This is a genomic window from Actinobacillus porcinus (assembly GCF_901764995.1).
GTDB lineage: Bacteria > Pseudomonadota > Gammaproteobacteria > Enterobacterales > Pasteurellaceae > Exercitatus > Exercitatus porcinus.
The window spans coordinates 12,425-33,210 of record NZ_CABFKI010000006.1 but is presented as its reverse complement, the minus strand read 5'-3'; the positions used below and the strand labels follow the sequence as shown (position 1 = coordinate 33,210).

Sequence of the window (20,786 nt, the reverse complement as noted above, 5' to 3'; positions counted from 1 at the left end):
AATTTTCAAAATTTTTTGCAATCGCAAAATCTCCCAAAAACCCACCGATCTTTTACCCTTCCCCTTTCAACAAGCGGTCAAAGTCGCTTTCAAAATGTTGATCTTGAATAACACGATATTTTTCAAACTCGCTCAAGGCGTGGGCTTTGGCGATTTCGGCGGTAACTTTGCCGGCGTCTTGTAGCACTGCACGGTCAGTGGCGTCTAAAAAGCGATTGAGCCTGGTTTCCCAATCCTGCATTGTCATCGGAATTTGGCGTAATGCCATATCTTCCGCCATATCCAAATAAGCAGATACCAACCGTTGCAGTTGAGCCAATTCATTGTCAGATAAATAATTTTTCGCCACCACCACATCAAAAGGATAAATTTTGCCTTGCGGTGCGTCTTTCCAAGTGGTCAAGCCCATATTCGGCTTGCTGGCGTTTGCTCGTTCCACAATTAATTCTGCGGCGGTATGACCGTGAATAGCCCAATGCAACTTATTTTGCACCGTGGCAAAAAAGCGTTTGGTTGCTGTGGCGGTGCGGTCGTAATCAATGGAAGTTGCATAAATATCGGTGATTTTTTGGTAAAACTTGCGTTCCGACAGGCGAATTTCTCGGATACGGGCAAGTTGTTCTTCAAAATACTTTTTGCCTAAACGAGTGCCGTCATTTTTCAACCGCTCATCGTCCATCGCAAAGCCTTTGATGGTGTAGGTTTGAATAATCTCTGTCGCCCATTTGCGAAATTGCACGGCTCGCTCGGAATTGACTTTATAACCCACGGCAATAATCGCTGAAAGATTGTAGTGTTTGGTCTGGTAATTTTTACCGTCATCGGCAGTTATTCGAAAATTTCTAATAACTGAATTTTCCGATAACTCATTATCATCAAAGACTTTTTTTAGGTGATAGTTAATCGTAGGCACTTCAACATCATAAAGCTGCCCCATCATTTTTTGGCTCAGCCAGACATTTTCGTCCGCATAAATGGCATTGACTTGGCTCTCGCCTGTGGCGGTCATAAAGGTGAGATATTCCGCCACCGAAGAAACAATTTCCGATTTGGTCATACAAACTCCTTAACTGAAATCTTGTTTAGTCTAATGGCATTTGCAACGCTGGCAAAGGGGGAAAAGAGCATTTTTTCGATGCAGATCGCAAAAATTTGTGAAAATCCGACCGCACTTTTCCCACTACTTCACAATCGGCTCAACCCGATCCCCTTCGTTAATCAACGCACCAGCCTTTTGCACCACTTGTTCGCCAACTTTCAAGCCCGATAGGATTTCGGCTGTGCCTTGATTGACTTCTCCTAGGCTAATCGGGCGGCGTTCTATTTGTTGATTACGATTAACTACCATCACAAAAGCGGTTCCGTCTGCGTTAAAATTGACCGCACTTAAAGGCAAAGTGGTTTGGGCTTGCATTTCGGGCAGTTTGATGATGGCTGTGGCTGGTGTGCCAAGCGTGATTTGAGCTGGGATTTGCAGCTGAATACGCACTTTGCCGGTACGACTTGTTTGGTCGATTTGGGAAGAAAGCAAGCAAATTTGACCGCTTGTCGTTTGGTCAAGCACTTGAATTTCCGCCTGCAAGCCCGTTTTGAGCAAAGACAGGTCTTCCGCACTGGCTTCAACGGTAACTTCCAACTCGCCATTGCGTGCAAGATGAAACAAGGCATTGCTGTCCGTTAAATTGCCCACTTCGGCACGGCGTTGCGTGATAATGCCGTCTGCAGGGGCAAGCACTTCGGCTTTTTTGCGTTGATGACGGCTGTCGTCAAGCTGCGCCTGCACCTGAGCGATTTCCGCGTTCGCTGCCTGAACCGCTGCACGAGCGGCACGGGCTTTCGCCTGTTGTTGCTCCAACTCCTGACGGCTTATGGCATCGCTTTTCATCAAGATTTGATAACGTTTCAGCGTAGCTTCCGCTTCGGTTAAAGCGGATTGTTGAGAAACCAAATTCGCCTTAGCTCGCTGCAAATTCGCATCATTTTGACGTAACTGCGATTGCACATTGCTTGTTTCCAACGTGGCTAAAACCTGCCCTTTTTTAACCACATCGCCCACTTCCACATTGACCGTTTGAATTTGTAAACCAAGCAATGCCGTTCCAACAGCAACATCTTCTTTCGCGGTAATCGACCCCGAAAGACGCAACGTCTGCGTTAATGTGGCAGGTTGCACCTGCACCACATTCACTTTCATTAATGCAGTTTCAACTTGTTCGCTGTTTTGCTCTTGGCAAGCGGTTAGAAATAGGCTTGGCAAGGCGAAGAATAAAATCAATTTTTTCATTTTTAAAGTCTCAAAAATTACTAACTTACGGTATTATTAGTTATTTTTAAGACTAAATCAAGTAAATTTTAGGACTGTTTTGTTATGCTATCAAAATTTTTATCAATGTTTTAAGCAATAGGTGGAACTTATCGAGTTGCCAAAAATAGGAATTGAAGGTAATAGCCATTCTTAATACCAAGTATGAATAGAATAATGTGCAAGTGACGGAACATTTGGCGAAGTGGTTGAAAGAGAAAGGGTCGGATAAGTAAGAGAGTAATTTAATGCCGTCTAAAATTGGATTTCAGACGGCATTAAATTATTGTCCCATTTGGGAAAATGGAACATAAATTCTTCCTTCTCTTGAAGCTATTTGTTTTTTTCGATTTATTAAGTCAATAAAAGAAATTCTTTCTTCTAAAACAGCCATTAAATCAGAACCATCCATAAGAATCATCACTTTATCTGAAGATTGGGAAGCAGTTATACCATCTTCAGAAAACCCATCAATGGACAGAAATAAACCTAAAGTATTTTCTAACTTAGATTTTATTTTTTCTTTAAAAATTGCTAAATCTGAATTATTGATTGGTGACTTGACCCATTTAGCCTCAAAAAGGAATTCTGTACCATCCAAGGTAAAGGCTCCATCAATTTGTTGTCCTACAACTTTAAATGAAGCTTTAGGATCTAAATCATTTAAGACAAAAAGTCTGTTCATCAGATTCTCTAACTTAAATCCTCGTTGCTGATTATCCTGACTTGTAGCTAAAGAACAAAATTCTTGTTTTAAGCTCAATAATTCTTCTTGATAATTTTTAAATATCTGACGTTTTTCTTCAGCAACTTTTTTCCGTTGTTTTCTAAGTTCTTCAGCTTGTTTTTCTTCTTGATAAGGCATCATAAATTGCTTTAAATGATTTACAGAATTTTGGGCTAAACGTATTTTTTCTTCTGAATTATCAATATGTAATAAGTGTTCAAAGTTGTTAAATTGACAAATGTCTTGTGCTAATTTTAATAAAATTTCTGTATGTTTTGTTTGAGCCAATTTATCAATAATAGTTGAAATAATTTCCCTTTTAGTAAGATCCCAATCAATATTATGAATTTGAATATTTGTAGGTAAACTGGTTAACAAAAATGATTTAAGATCCCTTTTATACCAATAAATATTGGTAAGAGCATCTTTCAAAGCCACCAAGGCAGCTGGTGTTAATTGTTTATTCATACATTGTAACCTTTTGTTTCACTTTATATTGATGCATATAATATCAAACTCATCAAAAATCTAATACTATTTATTGAATTTTAAGGATCTGCTACAATCCTATACAGTAGCATGATCATCACTCCCCCCTTTTTTCAAAAACTCCCTCAAACTCGTCCATCGTCACATATTTGGGGTTATTGTCTTGAATTTTGAACAATTTTCCACGATTTTGCACACGATAGCCAATCAAGGCGTTTCGCAAACCTAAATCTTCAAAATAGGAAAAATTTTATATCAATTCCTTATACAACATCCATACAACGGCACATTCACCATCCAATCTTGTTCCCTAAAATCCGCCATTGAAAAACGAAAAGCCTGTTCAGGTTGGAATTGCTCTACATAGACTTTCAAACTTTTTGCTTTCAGATTTTCTTCGGCTTTGACTTCAATCGGGATTACGGTTTGTTTGCGTTGTAGCACAAAATCCACTTCTGCTGTGCCTTTTTCTGTTGCCCAATAAAAGACGGGATTTTCTTGAGTTGCAATCAATTGTTGCAACACATATTGCTCGGTTAAAGCACCTTTAAATTCGGTAAAAATACGGTTGCCTTCCAACAGCGTAGTGGCGTCCAAATAGCTTTGAGCGGCAAGTAAACCGACATCTAAACCATACAATTTGAAAGCGTTATCCTGATAAGCAGATAAAGGCAAATACGGCTTTTTCACACGCGGTACAACCTGAACCAAACCGCTGTCTTTCAGCCATTGTAAGGCAATTTCATAATCTTTACTTCTCGCCCCTTTTTGCAGTTGTGCATACATAAATTTTTTGTTTTCTTTGGCAAGTTGCTCAGGAATAGATGCCCAAATCGACCTCACTTTTTTCACTGTTTGCCCATCGGAAATATGCTTAGAAAAATCCTGTTCATACGCCATCAATAAATTGCGTTGCACTTGGCGAACTTCGTTCAAATTTTGTGTATCAATAAAGGTTTGCACCGCCTCAGGCATACCGCCGACAAAATAATATTGACGAAGAAAGTCGATATAACGGCTTTTCATCGCAGAAATCAGCGACCAATCTTGCATTTCCAACAGTTGAACCAAATCAGATTGCCCAAGTGCGGTCAAAAATTCGTGAAAAGTCATCGGATAAAGCGGCAGAAAATCCACCTTGCCCACAGGGAAAGACACCTGATGATGCAGGGAAACGCCAAGCAGTGAACCAGCCGCCACAATATAAAACTGCGGTGCATTTTCATAAAAATATTTGAGTGCCGACAATGCCTGTGGCACTTCTTGCACTTCATCAAAAATAATCAGCGTGTTATCCGCTTGAATATCCACACCGCTTTCAATTTTCAAGCCTAAAATCAAACGGTTAATATCATAATCGCCCAAAAATAGCGTTTTCATTCGGGGATTATTATCAAAATTGATGTAGGCAACCTGTTCAAATGCCTGCTCACCAAAATGTTTCATCACCCAAGTTTTGCCGACTTGTCTAGCCCCTTGAATAATCAAGGGTTTACGGTTGGGCTTGGTTTTCCATTGTATGAGTTTATCTAAAATATCTCGTTGCATAACTCACCTTATATTGAATTTTTTTGGTCTATTTTAGTCGGCTCAAACATTTTTATCAATGAAAACTCTCCATAAAAATACATTTTTTCCAATGAAAAAGTGTGAATAAATAACATTTTTCAATTGATAAAAAGATACTTCATCATCAAAAAAGCAAATTTAACAATATCTGAAACCAAATAAAGTAAATTTTAATACCAATACCCCTTGCCTTTTCTCTTTCTCACATCTAAAATAGCACTCAACTTAGTAATTTTTAGGACTTTAAGCCATGAGCAACTTCGACAAACTAGGCAAACAAATTAGTGAAGTAGATGCCACAATGGACGCTTGGATCGCTAAATTAGGCTTGGGTTATAACCATTTTGCGGTGCTGTATTCGTTGGCAGCGGCGGAAAGTGGGCAATGTACGCAAAAGCAGATTTGCGATGAGTGGCTGTTGCCGAAGCAGACGGTGTTTAACGTGTGCAAGGAATACAAGGAAAAAGGCTGGATTGAATTTAGCGAAAGTGCGGTGGATAAACGGGAAAAAATGATGCGTTTGACCGCAGACGGCAAGGCGAAGGCGGAACCGGTTTGGCAGGCGACACAGCAGTTGGCGGATAAAACTTTTGCAAAATTAGGCGAGAAAAAGACCGCTCAACTGTTTGCCTTGTTGGCGGAATTTTGCATGGTTTGCCGTGAGCAAATCGACAAAACGGATACGGTGGCTTGATGTCCTTAGAAAATCTTGAACCGACCTTTGAGCCAACCCTTGCACCAACAATGTTCCGTTCGCTCAAAACCCTTGCCTTGCAACATAAAAAACGGCTGTTTGCCACATTCGGCTTGGTGGCGGCGGAAAATTTGCTGTTGTTGATTTATCCTTTGGTGGGCAGTTTTGCGGTAAATGCGGTGCTAAACGGGCAACTGGTTTCCGCTCTCGCTTATGCCTTAATGGTGCTGATTATTTGGGGCGTGGGGGCGGCTCGCCGTGCGGTGGACACTCGTGCCTTCACTCGCATTTACACAGAACTTGCCGTGCCGGTGATTTTGAACCAGCGGATTAAAGGCATTGATACTTCAACCACCACCGCGCGTGTGGCGTTGTCCCGTGAGTTTGTGAATTTCTTTGAACACCATTTGCCAACCTTGATTACCTCGGCGTTTTCGATTATCGGGGCGGTGCTGATGTTGCTGTTGATTGAATTTTGGTCGGGCGTGGTAGCATTGTTGATTGTGGTGGGCTTTGGCTTGCTATTGCCCCATTATGTGAAGGTCAATGACCACCTGTACTTCAAACTCAACAACCGCCTTGAAAAAGAAGTGGATCGGGTGGAACGTGCCAAAAACAGCGAGCTGATTAAACATTATCGCTTGGTGGAACGTTTCCGTATCCTGATTTCCAACCGAGAAGCGTTCAGTTTTTTGTGTATCGGCGTGGCAATGTGCGTGCTGTTTGGCGTAACACTCACGGCTTTAACCCTCAAACAAGGCGTTACCGCAGGGCATATTTATGCGGTGATTACTTATCTCTGGACCTTCGCCATTAGCTTAGATGATGCACCAAGATTGGTGGAAGAATTGTCGAAGTTGAAGGATATTGGGAAAAGGGTGGAGGTTTAATAAAGGGGCAAACGTGATTTGCCCCTAAGATCACCACACTTCTCTTTAGTAAGTTAGTATTATTGCCCAAACACCTTCCAAAACGGCACAACATCAATAATTTTTTCATCTACAATCATCTTATCTTCCTGATCAAAAGTGATAATCGTGCCTTGTTCAAAATGGAAGAAATTCATTGCGTCAATCAATCCATCTCGTTCACGAGCGATATTTTCCGCACTGAGTTGCCAGCAAACTTGGATAAGTTGTACGGGCGAGCCGTTTTTACATACCACAAAATCGCATTCTTTGTTGTTTTCGTTGTAATAATACAGCTCTGAAAATTGTCTTCTTAACGCCCAAAATACTGCATTTTCTAGCTTTCTTCCTTGATCTTGAGTGAAAGACGGGCTGATGACACGCTGCAATCCATTGTCTATAAAATAGGCTTTGCGTGGGTTGGCAAGCTGTGTTTTGTAAGAATAGGAAAACTTCGGTAGCAAACTGATCACATAGGCTTGCTCTAAATGCGAGAGATATTCCTGCACAGTGGCGGTGCTTTTGACTTCAAGGCTCTGTTTGAGTTTGCCGGCGGTAATCAAATTGCCCACGTTGCCCGCTAAGAAAAGCAGCAAACGCTTCATTGAACGTTCATCACGGATACCAAAACGCACGATAATATCGCGATACAAAATGTCGTTGATAAGCGCATTCAAAATCTCGTCTTCATTGAATTGCAAATATTGCGGAAAACCGCCTAGATGAAGATAATCCGCCACGGCATCGGCATTTTTTTCTTTGCCAAGAAACTCGCAAAACTCCAAAAAAGAGAAAGGGAAAAGCTCACGGCTAATGTGTCGCCCTGTGAGTTTTGTGCCGAGTTCACTGCTTAACAAAGAGGCATTTGAACCTGTTACCACCACTTGATAGCCCTGATCGAGCTTGCCCCGCACATAAACTTCCCACCCCTCAATAATCTGAATTTCATCAAAATAAAGCGTTTGGATTTGTGTATTTTCCGCAATAATTTCATCGAGCAACGCAAAATCGTTAAACTCAAAATTAAATAATTGCGGCGTGTCGAAGTTGAGAAAGAGATAACTATTTTCCGTTTGTTTTTCAATAAGTTGAGCTAATAACGTACTCTTTCCGCTACGGCGAATACCCGACACAACCAAAGCAAAATCAGGCAACACTTTAATGCTGCTAAGCATTTGACGTGGATATGTTTTTTGTTCCAACAACTTACTCTGCTGAGTTTGAATGGCTTGTTTGATCTCGGTTTTTAATAACATTTTATCTCCCAACAAATTGTTTAATGCTAGTGAACAAAACTATTCAATAGCAACGAACAAAAGCGTTTAATACTAATGAATGGATTTTATACCTAAAAATAAGTTGGTTCAAATGGAAAATGTTTATAGGTCATTGTGTCAGTTAAATCTTCTCACTTCTATGCATCATCTGAGACTGGCTGTAAAAAAGGTGCGTTCGCACGCACCTTATATTAGAATTTAAGTAATTAGAATTTAAGCTGACGCTCTACCGCTCTGACTTTTGTTAAGAAACTTCGGCGTTCGTCTTCGCGCATACCATTGCTTGTTCCCGGTAATTTCACTGTCATAGGGTTAACCGGGCGACCGTTTATATGAAACTCATAATGTAAATGTGGGCCTGTTGAAATCCCTGTATTACCTGAAAGAGCAATACGTTCACCGCGTTTAACCGATTGTCCCGCACGAACAAGCGGTTTACTCAAATGCATATAAACCGTTTGGTATTCTCGCCCATGGCGTAAAACGATATAACGCCCTGCACCACCGGCTTGATAAGCCACTTTTTCCACCACCGCATCAGCAGGGGCAATAACCGGTGTACCACTTGGTAAGGCAAAATCCACCCCTTTATGCGGTCGAACCCGCCCTGTGACGGGATGACGGCGACCTGGGTTAAAGCCTGAAGAAATACGTGCTTGACGTTGCAGCGGGTAACGGGTGAAACCTTTACCTAAGGTTTCTCCTTGTCGATTGTAATAACGTCCGTTTTCTGCTTGAACTGCATAGTAGCTCTTGCCTTGGTTTTTAATATGGATCGCTTCCACATTTCCTTGCCCGGTTAATTTATCATCCAAATATTCCCGTGAAATCAAAATGGCAAATTCGTCACCGCTCTTCAATTTATTCATGCTAAATTGCCATTGAAGTGCGGTTGTTAATTGGTTGATTTGGCGATTATCCAATCCTAAATTTTTCAAGCCTGCGCGAAATGAGGAAGTCACTTTTCCTTTAAGTACTTCTTTTTTCCAAACGCTTTTTTTCTCTAAAATTTGACGAGCAAATTTGCCATCAGGTTGACGTTCATAAATGCGTTCTTCTTTTTCAGAAACCAACCAATTCAAATATTCCAGTTCATTTTCATTATCTAAAATCCAATACATTTGCTGTCCCGCTTTTAAATTTTTTAATTCGGGATAGCTTGCAATTAATTGGTTACTGGTATTGTCTTCTAAACCTGACAGTTCCAAAACATCTTTTAGCTTATCGCCACGCGCAATGGTGTGACTAAATTGTTCGGTAATACGTTTCGCCTGTGCAACGGCGTCTAATAGATTATCTACTGCAGATTGCGCATCCTTAGGTAAAGGCTCTGATGAGGAAATATCATCGTCAAAAGCAATAGATTCACTTTCATCATCTTTATCTGTTAAATCATCGTCATAAGATGTCGCATCGTCAGCGCTATCCTTTGCTTTTTCATCATTTAATGCCGTTTGATTCGCGTTATCGCTAGATGGGGCCGGCGTTTGATCTTCATGTAATGATTGATAGCTATAGGTTTCTGCTGGTAATTCCCCCTTATTTTCCACGGTATCCTTCAAACTCAATAAGCCACCTACCCCAATACAAATAAGCGCAAAAAAGAAAATCAACGCTTTGATACGTGATTTTCTTTTTCGGCGTTCGCGGGCAAGTTTAACGTGTTGAACCAAGAGAAATCATCCTATAAAAAATATTTGGAATTAAGACCATAAAATAAAGAAAAAATTCATTATACACGAATACGGACTTTTTACGATCTAAAGTTTAGGCGGTTTATCTTGTTTCATCGGGTAAAATACGCTATCTTAAAACCTTTTCACCCATTGGAATTTATTATGCAAATTAATGCCATACGCGTTGCGCAACCTGCTCATTTTGCAAAACCATTGATTGAGCTAAAAGATATTGCGATGCATTTTGGGCAAAAAACAGCGTTACAGCAAATTAATATGGCGATTTACCCCAATACGGTCACCACGATTGTGGGCCCAAATGGAGGAGGGAAATCAACGCTATTAAAAATTTTGCTCAAATTAATCAAACCCAGCGCCGGCGAAGTGATTTATGGACAAAATGTTTGCATTGGCTATGTGCCGCAAAAAATCCATTTGGATCACAGTTTGCCCATTACCGTGAAAAAATTTCTTTCGCTCAAAAAAGGTATAACCGAACAAGATATCCGGCAGGCTGCCGAATTGCTGTCTATTTCGCATCTTATGCAAAATTCATTGCAAAAGCTTTCCGGTGGGGAAATGCAACGGGTTTTACTCGCCCGTGCGATTTTAAATAAACCCAATTTACTCGTACTAGATGAACCGACACAAGGGGTTGATATTAATGGACAAATTGAACTTTATCAGCTTATTCATCAAATGCGTGAAAAACTAAATTGCGCGGTGTTAATGGTGTCTCACGATTTACATATTGTGATGGCAGATACCAATAAAGTATTGTGCGTCAACCAACATATTTGCTGTGCCGGAACGCCTGAAACAGTCGGTAACGATCCGACTTTTATTCAACATTTTGGCGATCAATTTTCTAAAAATATTGCCTTTTATACGCACCATCACAACCACCGCCACGATATGCACGGCGACATCTGTTGCTCGGGGCAATATCAATGCGCACAACATCATAATCACTAGGAGCAATCTGTCGTGCTTGAAATTATTCTTCCTGCTTGGCTTATCGGTATTCTACTTTCCTTTATCACCGCCCCACTCGGTGCCTTTGTAGTTTGGCGCAAAATGGCCTACTTTGGCGATACCCTTGCTCATTCTGCCCTTTTAGGGGTTGCCTTAGGCATTTTTATTGATCTCAATCCTTATCTTGCCATTCTGCTCTTAACACTATTGATCACATTCCTGTTGGTTTGGCTCGAAAACAACACGCAATATTCCGTGGATACCATTCTCGGTATTATTGCCCATAGTTGTTTATCCCTTGGAGTGGTAACTGTGGGGTTATTAGAAAATGTACGTGTGGATTTAATGGGATATTTATTCGGTGATCTTGTTGCCGTCAGCTTTGAAGATCTGATCCCCATTTCCATCGGTGTGCCTATCGTGTTTGGGATTTTAATGTACTTTTGGAAACCGCTAATTTCCACCACAGTCAGCCCTGAACTGGCACAAGTGGAAGGGATTAATATTCAACGAATGCGATTTATTCTGATGATTTTAACCGCACTTACCATTGCGTTAAGCATGAAATTTGTGGGGGCATTGATTATCACGTCCTTACTGATCATCCCAGCCGCCACCGCACGCCGCTTCGCACGAACCCCTGAAATGATGGCGGGCATTGCAGTAATCATTAGTATGTTAGCCATTACCATGGGCCTAACACTTTCCGCCTTTTACAATACCGCGGCAGGCCCTTCTGTAGTAATCTGCTCCGCCCTTTTGTTTGGGCTTTCGTTTTTGTGGAAGGAACAGGGCTAACAATCTTCTATTTCCTTAAAAGCAACGGACAGAATGCTCTCCTATCCGTTGCCGTCAATCAAATAAAAATTCCCTTTTTCTTCTCTTTTTTACAGCAAAATTCTGCAATTTCGAGTAGAATTGGGATAATTTTTTATCTCTTTTTTCTAGGAAAGGTCATTTTATGAGCAAAGTAATTTTAACTATCGTAAAAGGCAATAAAACGGAATCTATTGCATTGCAACAAGGAAAAACATCCATCAAAAAAGCGGAAGCGGCGGCACGTTATCGCATCGTTGATGAAAATGGTGTATTAATTGACAATGTACAAGTCGAACAAATTGGTGACAATTTAGTATTTTCCACGCCAGCCAATGAAGAACCGCTTTTCGTCTTGGAAGAATACAACGCCTATTATTCCATTGAAGATCTTGCCAGCGTAGTTGAAAACAGCGTTTCTGTTACGGGAAGCGTTGCCGCTAGCTCATTAAGCGCGGTGCAATTAACAGGTATTTCTTTAGGTGCTGTTACTGCAGCTGTTGGTGCTACAAGTCTTTATCAGCGGAATAAAGATCATAATTCTCCGCGTGCTGAACAAGAAAACACACCATCAAAACCGGAAGAACAACCTGTTGAGCCTGAAAACAAGCCAACCAAGCCTGAGAACAAGCCAACCGAACCTGAGAACAAGCCAACCGAGCCTGAAAGCAAGCCCACCGAGCCTGAGAACAAGCCAACCGAGCCTGAAAACAAGCCAACCGAGCCTGAGAACAAGCCAACCGAGCCTGAGAACAAGCCAACCGAGCCTGAAAACAAGCCCACTGAGCCTGAGAACAAGCCAACTGAGCCTGAAAACAAGCCAATCGAACCTGAGAACAAGCCAACCGAGCCTGAGAACAAGCCAACCGAGCCTGAAAACAAGCCAATCGAACCTGAGAACAAGCCGACTGAGCCAGAGAACAAGCCAACCGAGCCTGAAAACAAGCCAACCGAGCCTGAGAACAAGCCCACTGTGCCTGAAAACAAGCCAACTGAGCCTGAAACTAAGCCAACCGAGCCTGAAAATAAGCCTGCTGAGCCTGAAAACAAGCCGAGTGAACCTGAAACTGTCATTGATAAAGATCCCAATGCGGCTTGGGTAGTCACGCCTAAAGAAAAAACGGCTGTGGAAGCGGAAATCGAACCTGAACCCGAAGCAAAAAATAATACAAAACCACAACCGGAACCTTTACCGACACTACCGGAATTAACCAAACCCGCAGCAGACAAAGCACCTGTTGTGGCGATCGCTTGGACAAATTATGTCGGTGGTGATGACGGTGTGATTAGTCAGTCTGAAGCCAATGATATCATTAGATTATCAGGTAGTTATGATGTTAAAGGGGCTTCAACGAAGCCGCCAATGATTACCGTTTTAGCGGATACGATTAGACCGGCGCAAGTTGATCCTGTAACTAAAACTTGGTGGGTCGATATTAACGCTTCTGCATTGGTGGCAAAGGGAGAAGGCGAGAAAGAACTTCGCGCGACTATTACTGCCTTTCACGATACCAAACCTTTAAGAGGTACGGCTCAAGCCAAATTAAAATATATTGTCGACACCGTTGCTCAAGAACCTGAAATTACGTTTGATAAAATTACAGGTGATAATTTCTTAAGTTTTGTCGAGCAAAAATTAGAAAAAACCACGATTTCTGGTTCGGTAAAACATGCCAAAGACGGTGATTTTGTGAAGTTAGAAATTGGGCAATCTGTCTATTATGCCGAAGTGAAAAATGGCAAATTTTCTAAAGAGGTAAATACTCAAAACTTAATCGTTCATGAAAAAGTGACTGCTTCTATTGAAACCCAAAGTATCAGTGGCAGCACAGCGAAAGGCGTTGCGGAAACTTATGCGAATGTCGAAGAAACGCCGTTAACGATTAAGATGAATCCGGTTACCACGGATAATATCCTTAATATCGCGGAATCTCAGCAGGAAATTACCTTATCCGGCTCAGTCACGCGTGCAGATGATGGTTCTGTTGTTGAGCTAACTATTGGTGATCAAACAATCAAAGCACAAGTCATTAATGGCGAATTTGAAGCGAAGGTTAGCGGTGAATTGTTAGCGAAAAATAATACTGTTCGGGCTGTGGTCAAAAATACGGAAAATATGACCGCGCTTGAAGTATTCCAATATGAAACAGCTTTAGACAAACCAACCATTACGCTACGCCCAATTACCGGCGACAATATGATCAATGCCGAAGAAGCTACGAAAGAAACGACCGTTATTGCCGGAAGTGTGACAGGAGCAAATGATGGGGATTTAGTGGAAGTTTCTTGTGGTTGCCCTTATTGCGCAGCAAGCAATTGGAATACAATCCAAACTAAGGTGGTCAATGGATCTTTTAAAGTGGAATTTGCCACAGCTGTTTTAACTGCTGGCAACCATAAAGTCATTCGTGCTAAAGTTATCGGAACAGATAAAGCAGGTAATCATGGTGAAGCCGAAACTTCGCAAGCTTATACGGTTGCAACGTCAGGCAGTGATGCCAACCTGACAAATCTCTCAGCTGTAGGTGAAAACAATATTTTTAATAAAGCCTTTGTAGAAAAGACGCCTAGTTTTACTTATACCGGAACCGTATGGGGGCGTGATATTCTTAACTCGAAAGAGGTAGTTGAAAAAGTTGAAATTAAACTGAACGGAAAAACCTATTCTACTAATTTAAGCCTCAGTAGTAATGTGTTACGTAGTTTTAGTACAAAATTAAATACTGCAGATTTTGCTAATACAGATGAAATGTATGTAGTCGCCACTATTCGCAATAAAGAAACAGGAAAAACCCACGAAGTAGCAGAAAAAGTCTCCTATCGTTACGATACCGAAGCCAATATTGCCGTTTCAGTAAATCAAGTGAATGAAGGGAAAACCATTTCGGCTGAGCGTTTGAATAAAAACACGCTCATTAGCGGCACATTAACTTACGATGAACAAGATATTCACGCCAAAGACATTCAAGTTAAGGTTAGCCTAAACGGCAAAGAATATGATGCTACTGTCGAGGGCAAAAAGTGGTCACTAAACTTACCGGTTAACGAAAGCACGTTAATTGAAGGTAATAATCCATTGAAGGTTAATGTCATTGCCAAAGATATTGCCGGAAATTCAGCGACAGCAGAAAGTGCGGTGGATTTTCAAGTGGATCTGACGCCACCGATGCCCATCATTACCTTAAATCCAATTAATGAAAATAACCTTATCGCCAAAACAGCGACAAATTCTGTGGTGCTAAGCGGTAAAGTGAGCGGGGATTTTACCGCCGGTGAAGCGATCCTATTGCAGTATAACGGCAAAGCCCAATCCGTGAAAATTCAAGACGATGGCTCATTTAGTTTAACAATTTCAGCGGCTGAATTAGCTGCTTCAAATACGCTCATGGTGTCTGCGGTTTATACCACTAAGGATGCGGTTGGCAATACAGGCACCGCACAAAGCCATTTATCTTATAGCGTTAGCCAAGGTAATATCGGGATTTTATTGAATGATATTACAGCAGATAATCACATTAATGTCACAGAAGCGAAAGGTCATTTGGTTCTGTCCGGTAAGATTTTTGGCGCGGATGCTTCAACGGGAACACAAGTTTCACTGCAAATTAATGGCAAAACACACCAAGTTCAAGTTGAACCTGATCTCAGTTTTAAACTAGCGATCGCGGCAACGGAACTTATCCAAACGCCGAATTATACAATCTCAGCAACTGCTTCAACGGGTAGCAGTCGTGCTGACACCACCAAAAACTTTACCGTTGCTACGGAAGTGGCTGCTCAAATCGATATTACAGAAGTAGGGGACTTTAGCTTAAGTATCGCTGAAAAATCACCTATTGTACGAATTTGGGGTGAAGTAGAATTTGATGGCGTGTATGCGCAAGGTAAAAATTACAACGAAGTCCGTCAAGCGATCGTCACCATCGGTAATCAATCCTTTAAGGTGGGCGTAAATAATAAAACGTTCTTTGTGGATATTGCGGCTGAGGATTTAAAAGGACTCAATGGGCAACAGGTTTCTGTAAAATTTACGCCAGATCCAAAAGTGTATGAATTAACCAAAGCGGATGGCTTTTATAAAACTGCTTATATTAACGCCCCTGAAGTCACCACTAAAAGTGTTACCTTTACCAGCGACTATGTAAAAGTCGAGAATAAAGATCAATATTTTGTGGCTTATCACGAAGATATGGCGGTTGTGCGCGGTGTAGTCTCAGGAACCGCTAAAGAGGGAGATATTGTCACCTTGAATATTGGCAATAAAACGCTTAAAACAACGGTAGAGGCAGATCTAAGTTTTTCAGCAACTGTGTCAAAGCAAACCTTGAGTACAGCGGAGCAGATTTCTGCTACCTTGGAAACCACCGATCGGGCAGGCAAGGCAATTAAAGTTTCTGATCAAGAAAATTATACTGTTGCCGCTTCCGTGGATGGCGAAAAACGAATTGGCTTAATTCCTATTGCGAATCCAATACAAGATGATCATTCCAAAGAGGGATGGACAACGCCGTATTTCTTAAAAGCAGTGGGAAGTTTAAACCAAAATGGCTATAGCGCGCCTTTGGGGGGAACACAAGATAAACCTTATGTCATTAAATATTATTTCCACGGCACGGAAGAACTCGAAGCTAATAAAGCATTGCCTACTGATGCTTTAGTTGATGAAGGGCTAAAAGACGTATTCCGAAATGCTTATGCCATTTTATCTAGCTACACCAATATCCAATTTGTAGAAAGTAAAATTAGCGGCGATCGCGATACGTTTGTGCATTATTCACCAATGTCGAATGGCTCTGCTGCTGTAGCAAGAAATGGTGGGCATATTACATGGAATGCCGGCAGTAGCTGGAAAGATTGGGGAATCGATTATCTCTATTACACCGCGCTACATGAAATTGAGCATACGCTTGGCATGGTGCATACGAATGCCGGTGATATCCCAACCTTTAAAGAAAATGGCTATGGCAATGAAAATACAGCGGAATTTTCCATTATTTCTTACAATCGCTATGTCAATGATAACTTGTATTTATCATTGCGCGATCTGCGCCCTTATGATTTAGCCTATTTACATTATCGCTTTGGGGTAAACCCAAATGCGCGTGCGGGTGACGATGTGTATAGCTTTACCAATTATAATACTTATGCTTCCGATGGTGGTCGCTATATTTGGGATGGCAACGGGGTTGATACATTTGATGCGTCAAAAGAAAAACAAAATGTTTATGTCAATTTAAATCCAGGCAGCTGGAGTTATGTTGGTGATGTTCAAGAACGAAACTTCTTGGTAAAAAACATTCACAGCAATACTCAAGATGTACATCAATATTTCGATTTACCGGAAAAAACCATTGTAGAGACAGGCAATGGTCAAGTTAATGCTGCATTAAATATTGCTGATGTTGAATATACTTCGGGACAAGTCTATATTGGTCAAGGCACGCAAATCGAAAATCTTATTGGTTCGGAATTTAATGACACCTTAATCGGTAATGCCGCAGATAATAATATTTTTGGTGGTGCCGGCAACGACCATATTGAAGGAGGTGCCGGAAATGATTATCTTGATGGCGGACTTGGCGAAGACAAGATGATAGGTGGTTTAGGTAACGACATCTATGTTGTGGATAATGTAAAAGATATCATTATCGAAGCCCAAAACGAAGGGACCGATAGCGTTTACAGCACCGTTAATTATCGTCTATCCGAAAATGTAGAAAATCTTACGTTAATTGGAAACACGGCTAAAGAAGCCTACGGTAATGATTTGGATAACGTATTAACAGCGAATAATATCGGCAATACATTAAACGGTGGCGCGGGCAATGATCGACTTATCGGTGGACTCGGTGCGGATACTTTAATTGGGGGTGATGGTTCAGATCATTTTGTGTTCAATACGACTCTCAATGGTAACGTGGATATTATCAAGGACTTCAGTGCAGAAGATAAAATTGAATTGTCCAAAACCGTATTCCAAGCCTTAAGTGATGCGGAAAGTATCGCACGTCATATTAAGTATGATAATACCAATGGGCAATTAAGTTATGATGCTAAAGGTAATGGCGATCTGATTCATTTCGCTACCTTAGAAAATCATCTTTCCACCTTGGATCATAATAATATTGTGATTGTTTAGTATTAAATAGCTAAAAAAATGACCGCACTTTCAAAGCGCGGTCATTTTATTTGTTATTTCAATTAGCTATTTAACGCACGTAAAATATCATCCACACGTTCTTTCGCATCACCAAATAACATTTGGGTATTTTCTTTGAAGAATAGCGGGTTTTGTACGCCTGCGTAGCCTACTGCCATTGAGCGTTTGAATACGATAACGTTTTGTGCTTTCCATACTTCAAGCACCGGCATACCTGCGATTGGGCTTGATGGGTCGTCTAATGCCGCCGGGTTTACGGTATCATTTGCACCGATAACCAATACGACATCAGTATCTTCGAAATCATCATTGATTTCATCCATTTCTAATACCACATCGTAAGGTACTTTCGCTTCTGCCAGTAATACGTTCATATGACCCGGTAAACGACCTGCAACAGGGTGGATACCGAAGCGAACGTTAATGCCTTTCTCACGTAATTTTGCTGTAATTTCAGCCACCGGATATTGTGCTTGCGCAACCGCCATACCGTATCCCGGCGTGATGATCACAGAACTTGCATTTTTCAGCATTTCTGCCACTTCTTCCGCAGTAGTTTCACGGTGTTCGCCGTATTCTTCATCGCCTTTGCTTGCTTGAACATCGTTACCGAAGCCACCGGCAATCACGCTAATAAATGAGCGGTTCATCGCTTTACACATAATGTAAGAAAGAATCGCACCTGAAGAACCGACTAACGCACCGGTTACGATAAGCAAGTCGTTGCTTAACATAAAGCCTGCTGCTGCGGCTGCCCAACCTGAGTAAGAGTTAAGCATTGAAACAACTACCGGCATATCCGCACCACCGATAGAAGCCACTAAGTGCCAACCGAATGCTAATGCGATAGCCGTCATTAACAAGACCGGGAAAATGTTATGTGGGTTATTTAAGAACGCCACCATTAACAAGGCTGAAACCACTAACGCCGCTAAGTTCCATTTGTGTTTGTGCGGTAAATTTAACGCGCTTGATGACACTTTACGACCAAATAATTTGCCGCTTAATTTACCAAATGCCACTAATGAACCTGAGAAAGTTACCGCACCGATGAAGATCCCTAAGAACACTTCAACATTGTGGATATTCGCTAAGGTCGCTTGTTCTGCGTGGAATGCGGCTAAAGCCACTTCATCTAAATTTGCCGGTGGCACCGCTTCAATGTGTAAGCCCCAGCTGTTAAAGCCTACTAAAACCGCTGCTAAACCTACGAAGCTGTGAAGAATTGCCACTAATTCCGGCATTTCTGTCATTTCCACTTTTAAGGCTTTGCGTACACCAAGGTAGCCACCTACTGCCATTGCAATCAGGATCCAAAGTGTGCCTTGTGATTGCGGCCCGAAAATGGTTGCCACCAGAGCAATGCCCATACCCACGATACCGTACCAGCAGCCTGCTTTGGCAGTTTCGTGTTTAGAAAGGCCGGCTAAGCTCATAATGAAAAGAATGGCAGCAATAATATATGCCGCTGTAACTAAACCAAAAGACATTGTTGCTCTCCTTAACCTTTTCTAAACATTGCCAACATACGTTGGGTAACTTTAAAGCCACCAAAAATATTGATGCTCGCCACTAAAATCGCAATAAAGGCAAGAATATCAATAAATAAGTTGCCTGTTGGTTGGCGAATTTGTAACACCGCCCCAACGATAATAATGCCTGAAATCGCATTCGTTACCGCCATTAACGGGGTATGTAATGCGTGGCTAACGTTCCACACCACGTAATAACCAACCACACAAGCCAATACGAAGACGGTAAAGTGTGATAAGAATGCCGCTGGTGCCACAGAAGCGATCCATAGGAACAATACGCCGGCAGCTGCCATTGCGCCATATTTTTTGCGTGGATCCGCCGGTTTCTCTTCTTTCTTCTCAACAGGTGCTGCCGCTTGTTTTTGTTGCGGTTGCGCTGAAACCTGAATTGGTGGTGCCGGCCACGTAACTTCACCATCACGAATAACCGTTACGCCACGAAGTACCACATCTTCAAAGTTAATATCGATCACACCATCTTTATTTGGTGCTAATAATTTCAATAAATTAACTAAGTTTGTACCGTAAAGTTGTGAAGATTGCGTTGGTAAACGTGCCGGGAAGTCGGTATAACCAATCACTTTCACTTGGTTTTCTGTAACAACCACTTCGCCTGCTTTGGTATATTCACAGTTACCGCCTGTTGCCGCTGCTAAATCCACAATCACTGAACCCGGTTTCATTGAATCCACCATTTCTTTTGTGATTAAGCGCGGTGCCGCTTTGCCCGGAATTGCTGCAGTGGTAATAATAATATCCACTTCTTTGGCTTGTTCTGCATAAAGTGCCATTGCACGGCGGTTAAATTCTTCCGACATCACTTTAGCATAACCATCACCTGAGCCGCCTTCTTCTTCAAAGTCGATTTCTAAGAAGTCTGCGCCCATTGATTTCACTTGCTCTTTTACTTCTGGACGAGAGTCAAACGCACGCACAATCGCACCTAAGCTATTTGCCGCACCAATTGCCGCTAAACCGGCAACGCCCGCACCAATCACGAGTACTTTTGCCGGTGGCACTTTACCTGCTGCGGTAATTTGCCCGGTAAAGAAGCTACCGAATGCATTAGCCGCTTCGATGACCGCACGATAACCTGAAATGTTTGCCATTGAAGACAAGGCATCTAACGCTTGTGCACGAGAAATACGTGGCACTGCGTCCATCGCTAACACATTGATTTTCTTCGCGGACAATTTTTCCATTAAAGCAGGATTTTGCGCAGGCCAAATGAAACTAACCAGCGTTGCCCCTTCTTTAATCAGCGCAATTTCTTGTTCAGTCGGCGCATTCACTTTAAAAATAATGTCCGAATTCCAAACTTCTTCTGTTGTGCCGACAGCTGCACCTGCTTTTACAAATGCATCGTCTTCAAAACTCGCTTTAAAGCCGGCATTGTGTTCAACAATGACTTCAAAGCCAAGTTTTTTGATCTGCTCAACGGTTTTCGGTGTTGCAGCAACACGTGTTTCACCGTTTAGCAGTTCTCTAGGTACACCAATTAACATAACGTATCCTTCTCAATTGGTTGATATTGACATATTGAGCAACCCATTCAGCCGCCCAAATACCCACGATGACAAAAGTCAAACTGTGTTCAACTTTACCACTAAACAACGCAGAATTGGAACCCTTTTTTTATGAATAAACGCTATAAAATA

13 protein-coding genes and 1 pseudogene are annotated in these 20,786 nt (G+C 41.7%); 5 read left to right on the top strand and 9 right to left on the bottom strand.

All coding sequences use genetic code 11. From position 1 onward, the window contains the following. Window positions 1-52: 52 nt before the first annotated feature. The 5 genes and pseudogenes from E7T07_RS05575 to E7T07_RS05555 form a co-directional block, all read right to left on the bottom strand. Entirely contained in the window at window positions 53-1,057 is a 1,005-nt protein-coding gene (locus E7T07_RS05575; RefSeq protein ID WP_071610698.1) for a virulence RhuM family protein, read from the bottom strand. Between the two features lie 123 nt (window positions 1,058-1,180). Next, window positions 1,181-2,284 (bottom strand): efflux RND transporter periplasmic adaptor subunit, encoded by a 1,104-nt coding sequence (locus tag E7T07_RS05570; RefSeq protein ID WP_135709915.1) that lies wholly within the window; start codon window positions 2,282-2,284, stop codon window positions 1,181-1,183. Between the two features lie 301 nt (window positions 2,285-2,585). After that, complete coding sequence (locus E7T07_RS05565) at window positions 2,586-3,497, bottom strand: hypothetical protein (protein WP_135709914.1); 912 nt, start codon at window positions 3,495-3,497, stop codon at window positions 2,586-2,588. A 118-nt stretch (window positions 3,498-3,615) separates the two neighbouring features. Then, window positions 3,616-3,759, bottom strand: a pseudogene (locus E7T07_RS11110) (ATPase); the annotation flags it as partial. A gap of 14 nt (window positions 3,760-3,773) precedes the next feature. Continuing rightward, window positions 3,774-5,066, bottom strand: a complete 1,293-nt coding sequence (locus E7T07_RS05555) for an ATP-binding protein (RefSeq protein ID WP_135709913.1) — start codon at window positions 5,064-5,066, stop codon at window positions 3,774-3,776. A 271-nt stretch (window positions 5,067-5,337) separates the two neighbouring features. Here E7T07_RS05555 and E7T07_RS05550 point away from each other — a divergent pair, with 271 nt between their 5' ends. Next, window positions 5,338-5,781, top strand: a complete 444-nt coding sequence (locus E7T07_RS05550; RefSeq protein ID WP_135709912.1) for a MarR family winged helix-turn-helix transcriptional regulator — start codon at window positions 5,338-5,340, stop codon at window positions 5,779-5,781. After that, a complete protein-coding gene (locus tag E7T07_RS05545) occupies window positions 5,781-6,671 on the top strand; it encodes an ABC transporter six-transmembrane domain-containing protein (protein WP_135709911.1) in 891 nt (296 codons plus the stop codon). Before E7T07_RS05550 ends, E7T07_RS05545 begins: the two co-directional genes overlap by 1 nt. A gap of 59 nt (window positions 6,672-6,730) precedes the next feature. Here E7T07_RS05545 and E7T07_RS05540 read toward each other — a convergent pair whose 3' ends face one another. Further along, the gene (locus E7T07_RS05540; protein ID WP_135709910.1) at window positions 6,731-7,945 is read right to left on the bottom strand and encodes an ATP-binding protein; all 1,215 of its coding nucleotides are present in this window, start codon (window positions 7,943-7,945) and stop codon (window positions 6,731-6,733) included. A gap of 227 nt (window positions 7,946-8,172) precedes the next feature. Then, window positions 8,173-9,639 (bottom strand): murein DD-endopeptidase MepM, encoded by a 1,467-nt coding sequence (gene mepM / locus E7T07_RS05535; RefSeq protein ID WP_135709909.1) that lies wholly within the window; start codon window positions 9,637-9,639, stop codon window positions 8,173-8,175. 165 nt (window positions 9,640-9,804) lie between these two features. On the opposite strand from mepM, the gene znuC reads away from it, so the two are divergent. The 3 genes from znuC to E7T07_RS05520 all read left to right on the top strand — a co-directional run bounded on the left by znuC (window position 9,805) and on the right by E7T07_RS05520 (window position 17,572). Beyond that, complete coding sequence (znuC, locus tag E7T07_RS05530; RefSeq protein ID WP_135709908.1) at window positions 9,805-10,617, top strand: zinc ABC transporter ATP-binding protein ZnuC; 813 nt, start codon at window positions 9,805-9,807, stop codon at window positions 10,615-10,617. 12 nt (window positions 10,618-10,629) lie between these two features. After that, on the top strand, window positions 10,630-11,415 hold the full coding sequence (znuB, locus tag E7T07_RS05525) for a zinc ABC transporter permease subunit ZnuB (RefSeq protein WP_135709907.1): 786 nt from the start codon (window positions 10,630-10,632) through the stop codon (window positions 11,413-11,415). Window positions 11,416-11,578: 163 nt separating this feature from the next. Beyond that, window positions 11,579-17,572: an Ig-like domain-containing protein gene (locus tag E7T07_RS05520; protein WP_135709906.1), complete on the top strand. Its 5,994-nt coding sequence runs from the start codon at window positions 11,579-11,581 to the stop codon at window positions 17,570-17,572. A 62-nt stretch (window positions 17,573-17,634) separates the two neighbouring features. On the opposite strand, the gene pntB is transcribed toward E7T07_RS05520, so the two are convergent. Further along, on the bottom strand, window positions 17,635-19,083 hold the full coding sequence (gene pntB / locus E7T07_RS05515) for a Re/Si-specific NAD(P)(+) transhydrogenase subunit beta (protein WP_135709905.1): 1,449 nt from the start codon (window positions 19,081-19,083) through the stop codon (window positions 17,635-17,637). A gap of 11 nt (window positions 19,084-19,094) precedes the next feature. Beyond that, a complete protein-coding gene (gene pntA / locus E7T07_RS05510) occupies window positions 19,095-20,633 on the bottom strand; it encodes a Re/Si-specific NAD(P)(+) transhydrogenase subunit alpha (protein WP_135709904.1) in 1,539 nt (512 codons plus the stop codon). Window positions 20,634-20,786: the final 153 nt, after the last annotated feature.

Excerpts from the sequence above, each read along its gene's own strand:
- E7T07_RS05575 (WP_071610698.1), bottom strand. The coding sequence starts at position 1,057 with ATGACCAAATCGGAAATTGTTTCTTCGGTGGCGGAATATCTCACCTTT.
- E7T07_RS05570 (WP_135709915.1), bottom strand. The coding sequence starts at position 2,284 with ATGAAAAAATTGATTTTATTCTTCGCCTTGCCAAGCCTATTTCTAACC.
- E7T07_RS05565 (WP_135709914.1), bottom strand. The coding sequence starts at position 3,497 with ATGAATAAACAATTAACACCAGCTGCCTTGGTGGCTTTGAAAGATGCT.
- E7T07_RS05555 (WP_135709913.1), bottom strand. The coding sequence starts at position 5,066 with ATGCAACGAGATATTTTAGATAAACTCATACAATGGAAAACCAAGCCC.
- E7T07_RS05550 (WP_135709912.1), top strand. The coding sequence starts at position 5,338 with ATGAGCAACTTCGACAAACTAGGCAAACAAATTAGTGAAGTAGATGCC.
- E7T07_RS05545 (WP_135709911.1), top strand. The coding sequence starts at position 5,781 with ATGTCCTTAGAAAATCTTGAACCGACCTTTGAGCCAACCCTTGCACCA.
- E7T07_RS05540 (WP_135709910.1), bottom strand. The coding sequence starts at position 7,945 with ATGTTATTAAAAACCGAGATCAAACAAGCCATTCAAACTCAGCAGAGT.
- znuC (WP_135709908.1), top strand. The coding sequence starts at position 9,805 with ATGCAAATTAATGCCATACGCGTTGCGCAACCTGCTCATTTTGCAAAA.
- E7T07_RS05520 (WP_135709906.1), top strand. The coding sequence starts at position 11,579 with ATGAGCAAAGTAATTTTAACTATCGTAAAAGGCAATAAAACGGAATCT.
- pntB (WP_135709905.1), bottom strand. The coding sequence starts at position 19,083 with ATGTCTTTTGGTTTAGTTACAGCGGCATATATTATTGCTGCCATTCTT.
- pntA (WP_135709904.1), bottom strand. The coding sequence starts at position 20,633 with ATGTTAATTGGTGTACCTAGAGAACTGCTAAACGGTGAAACACGTGTT.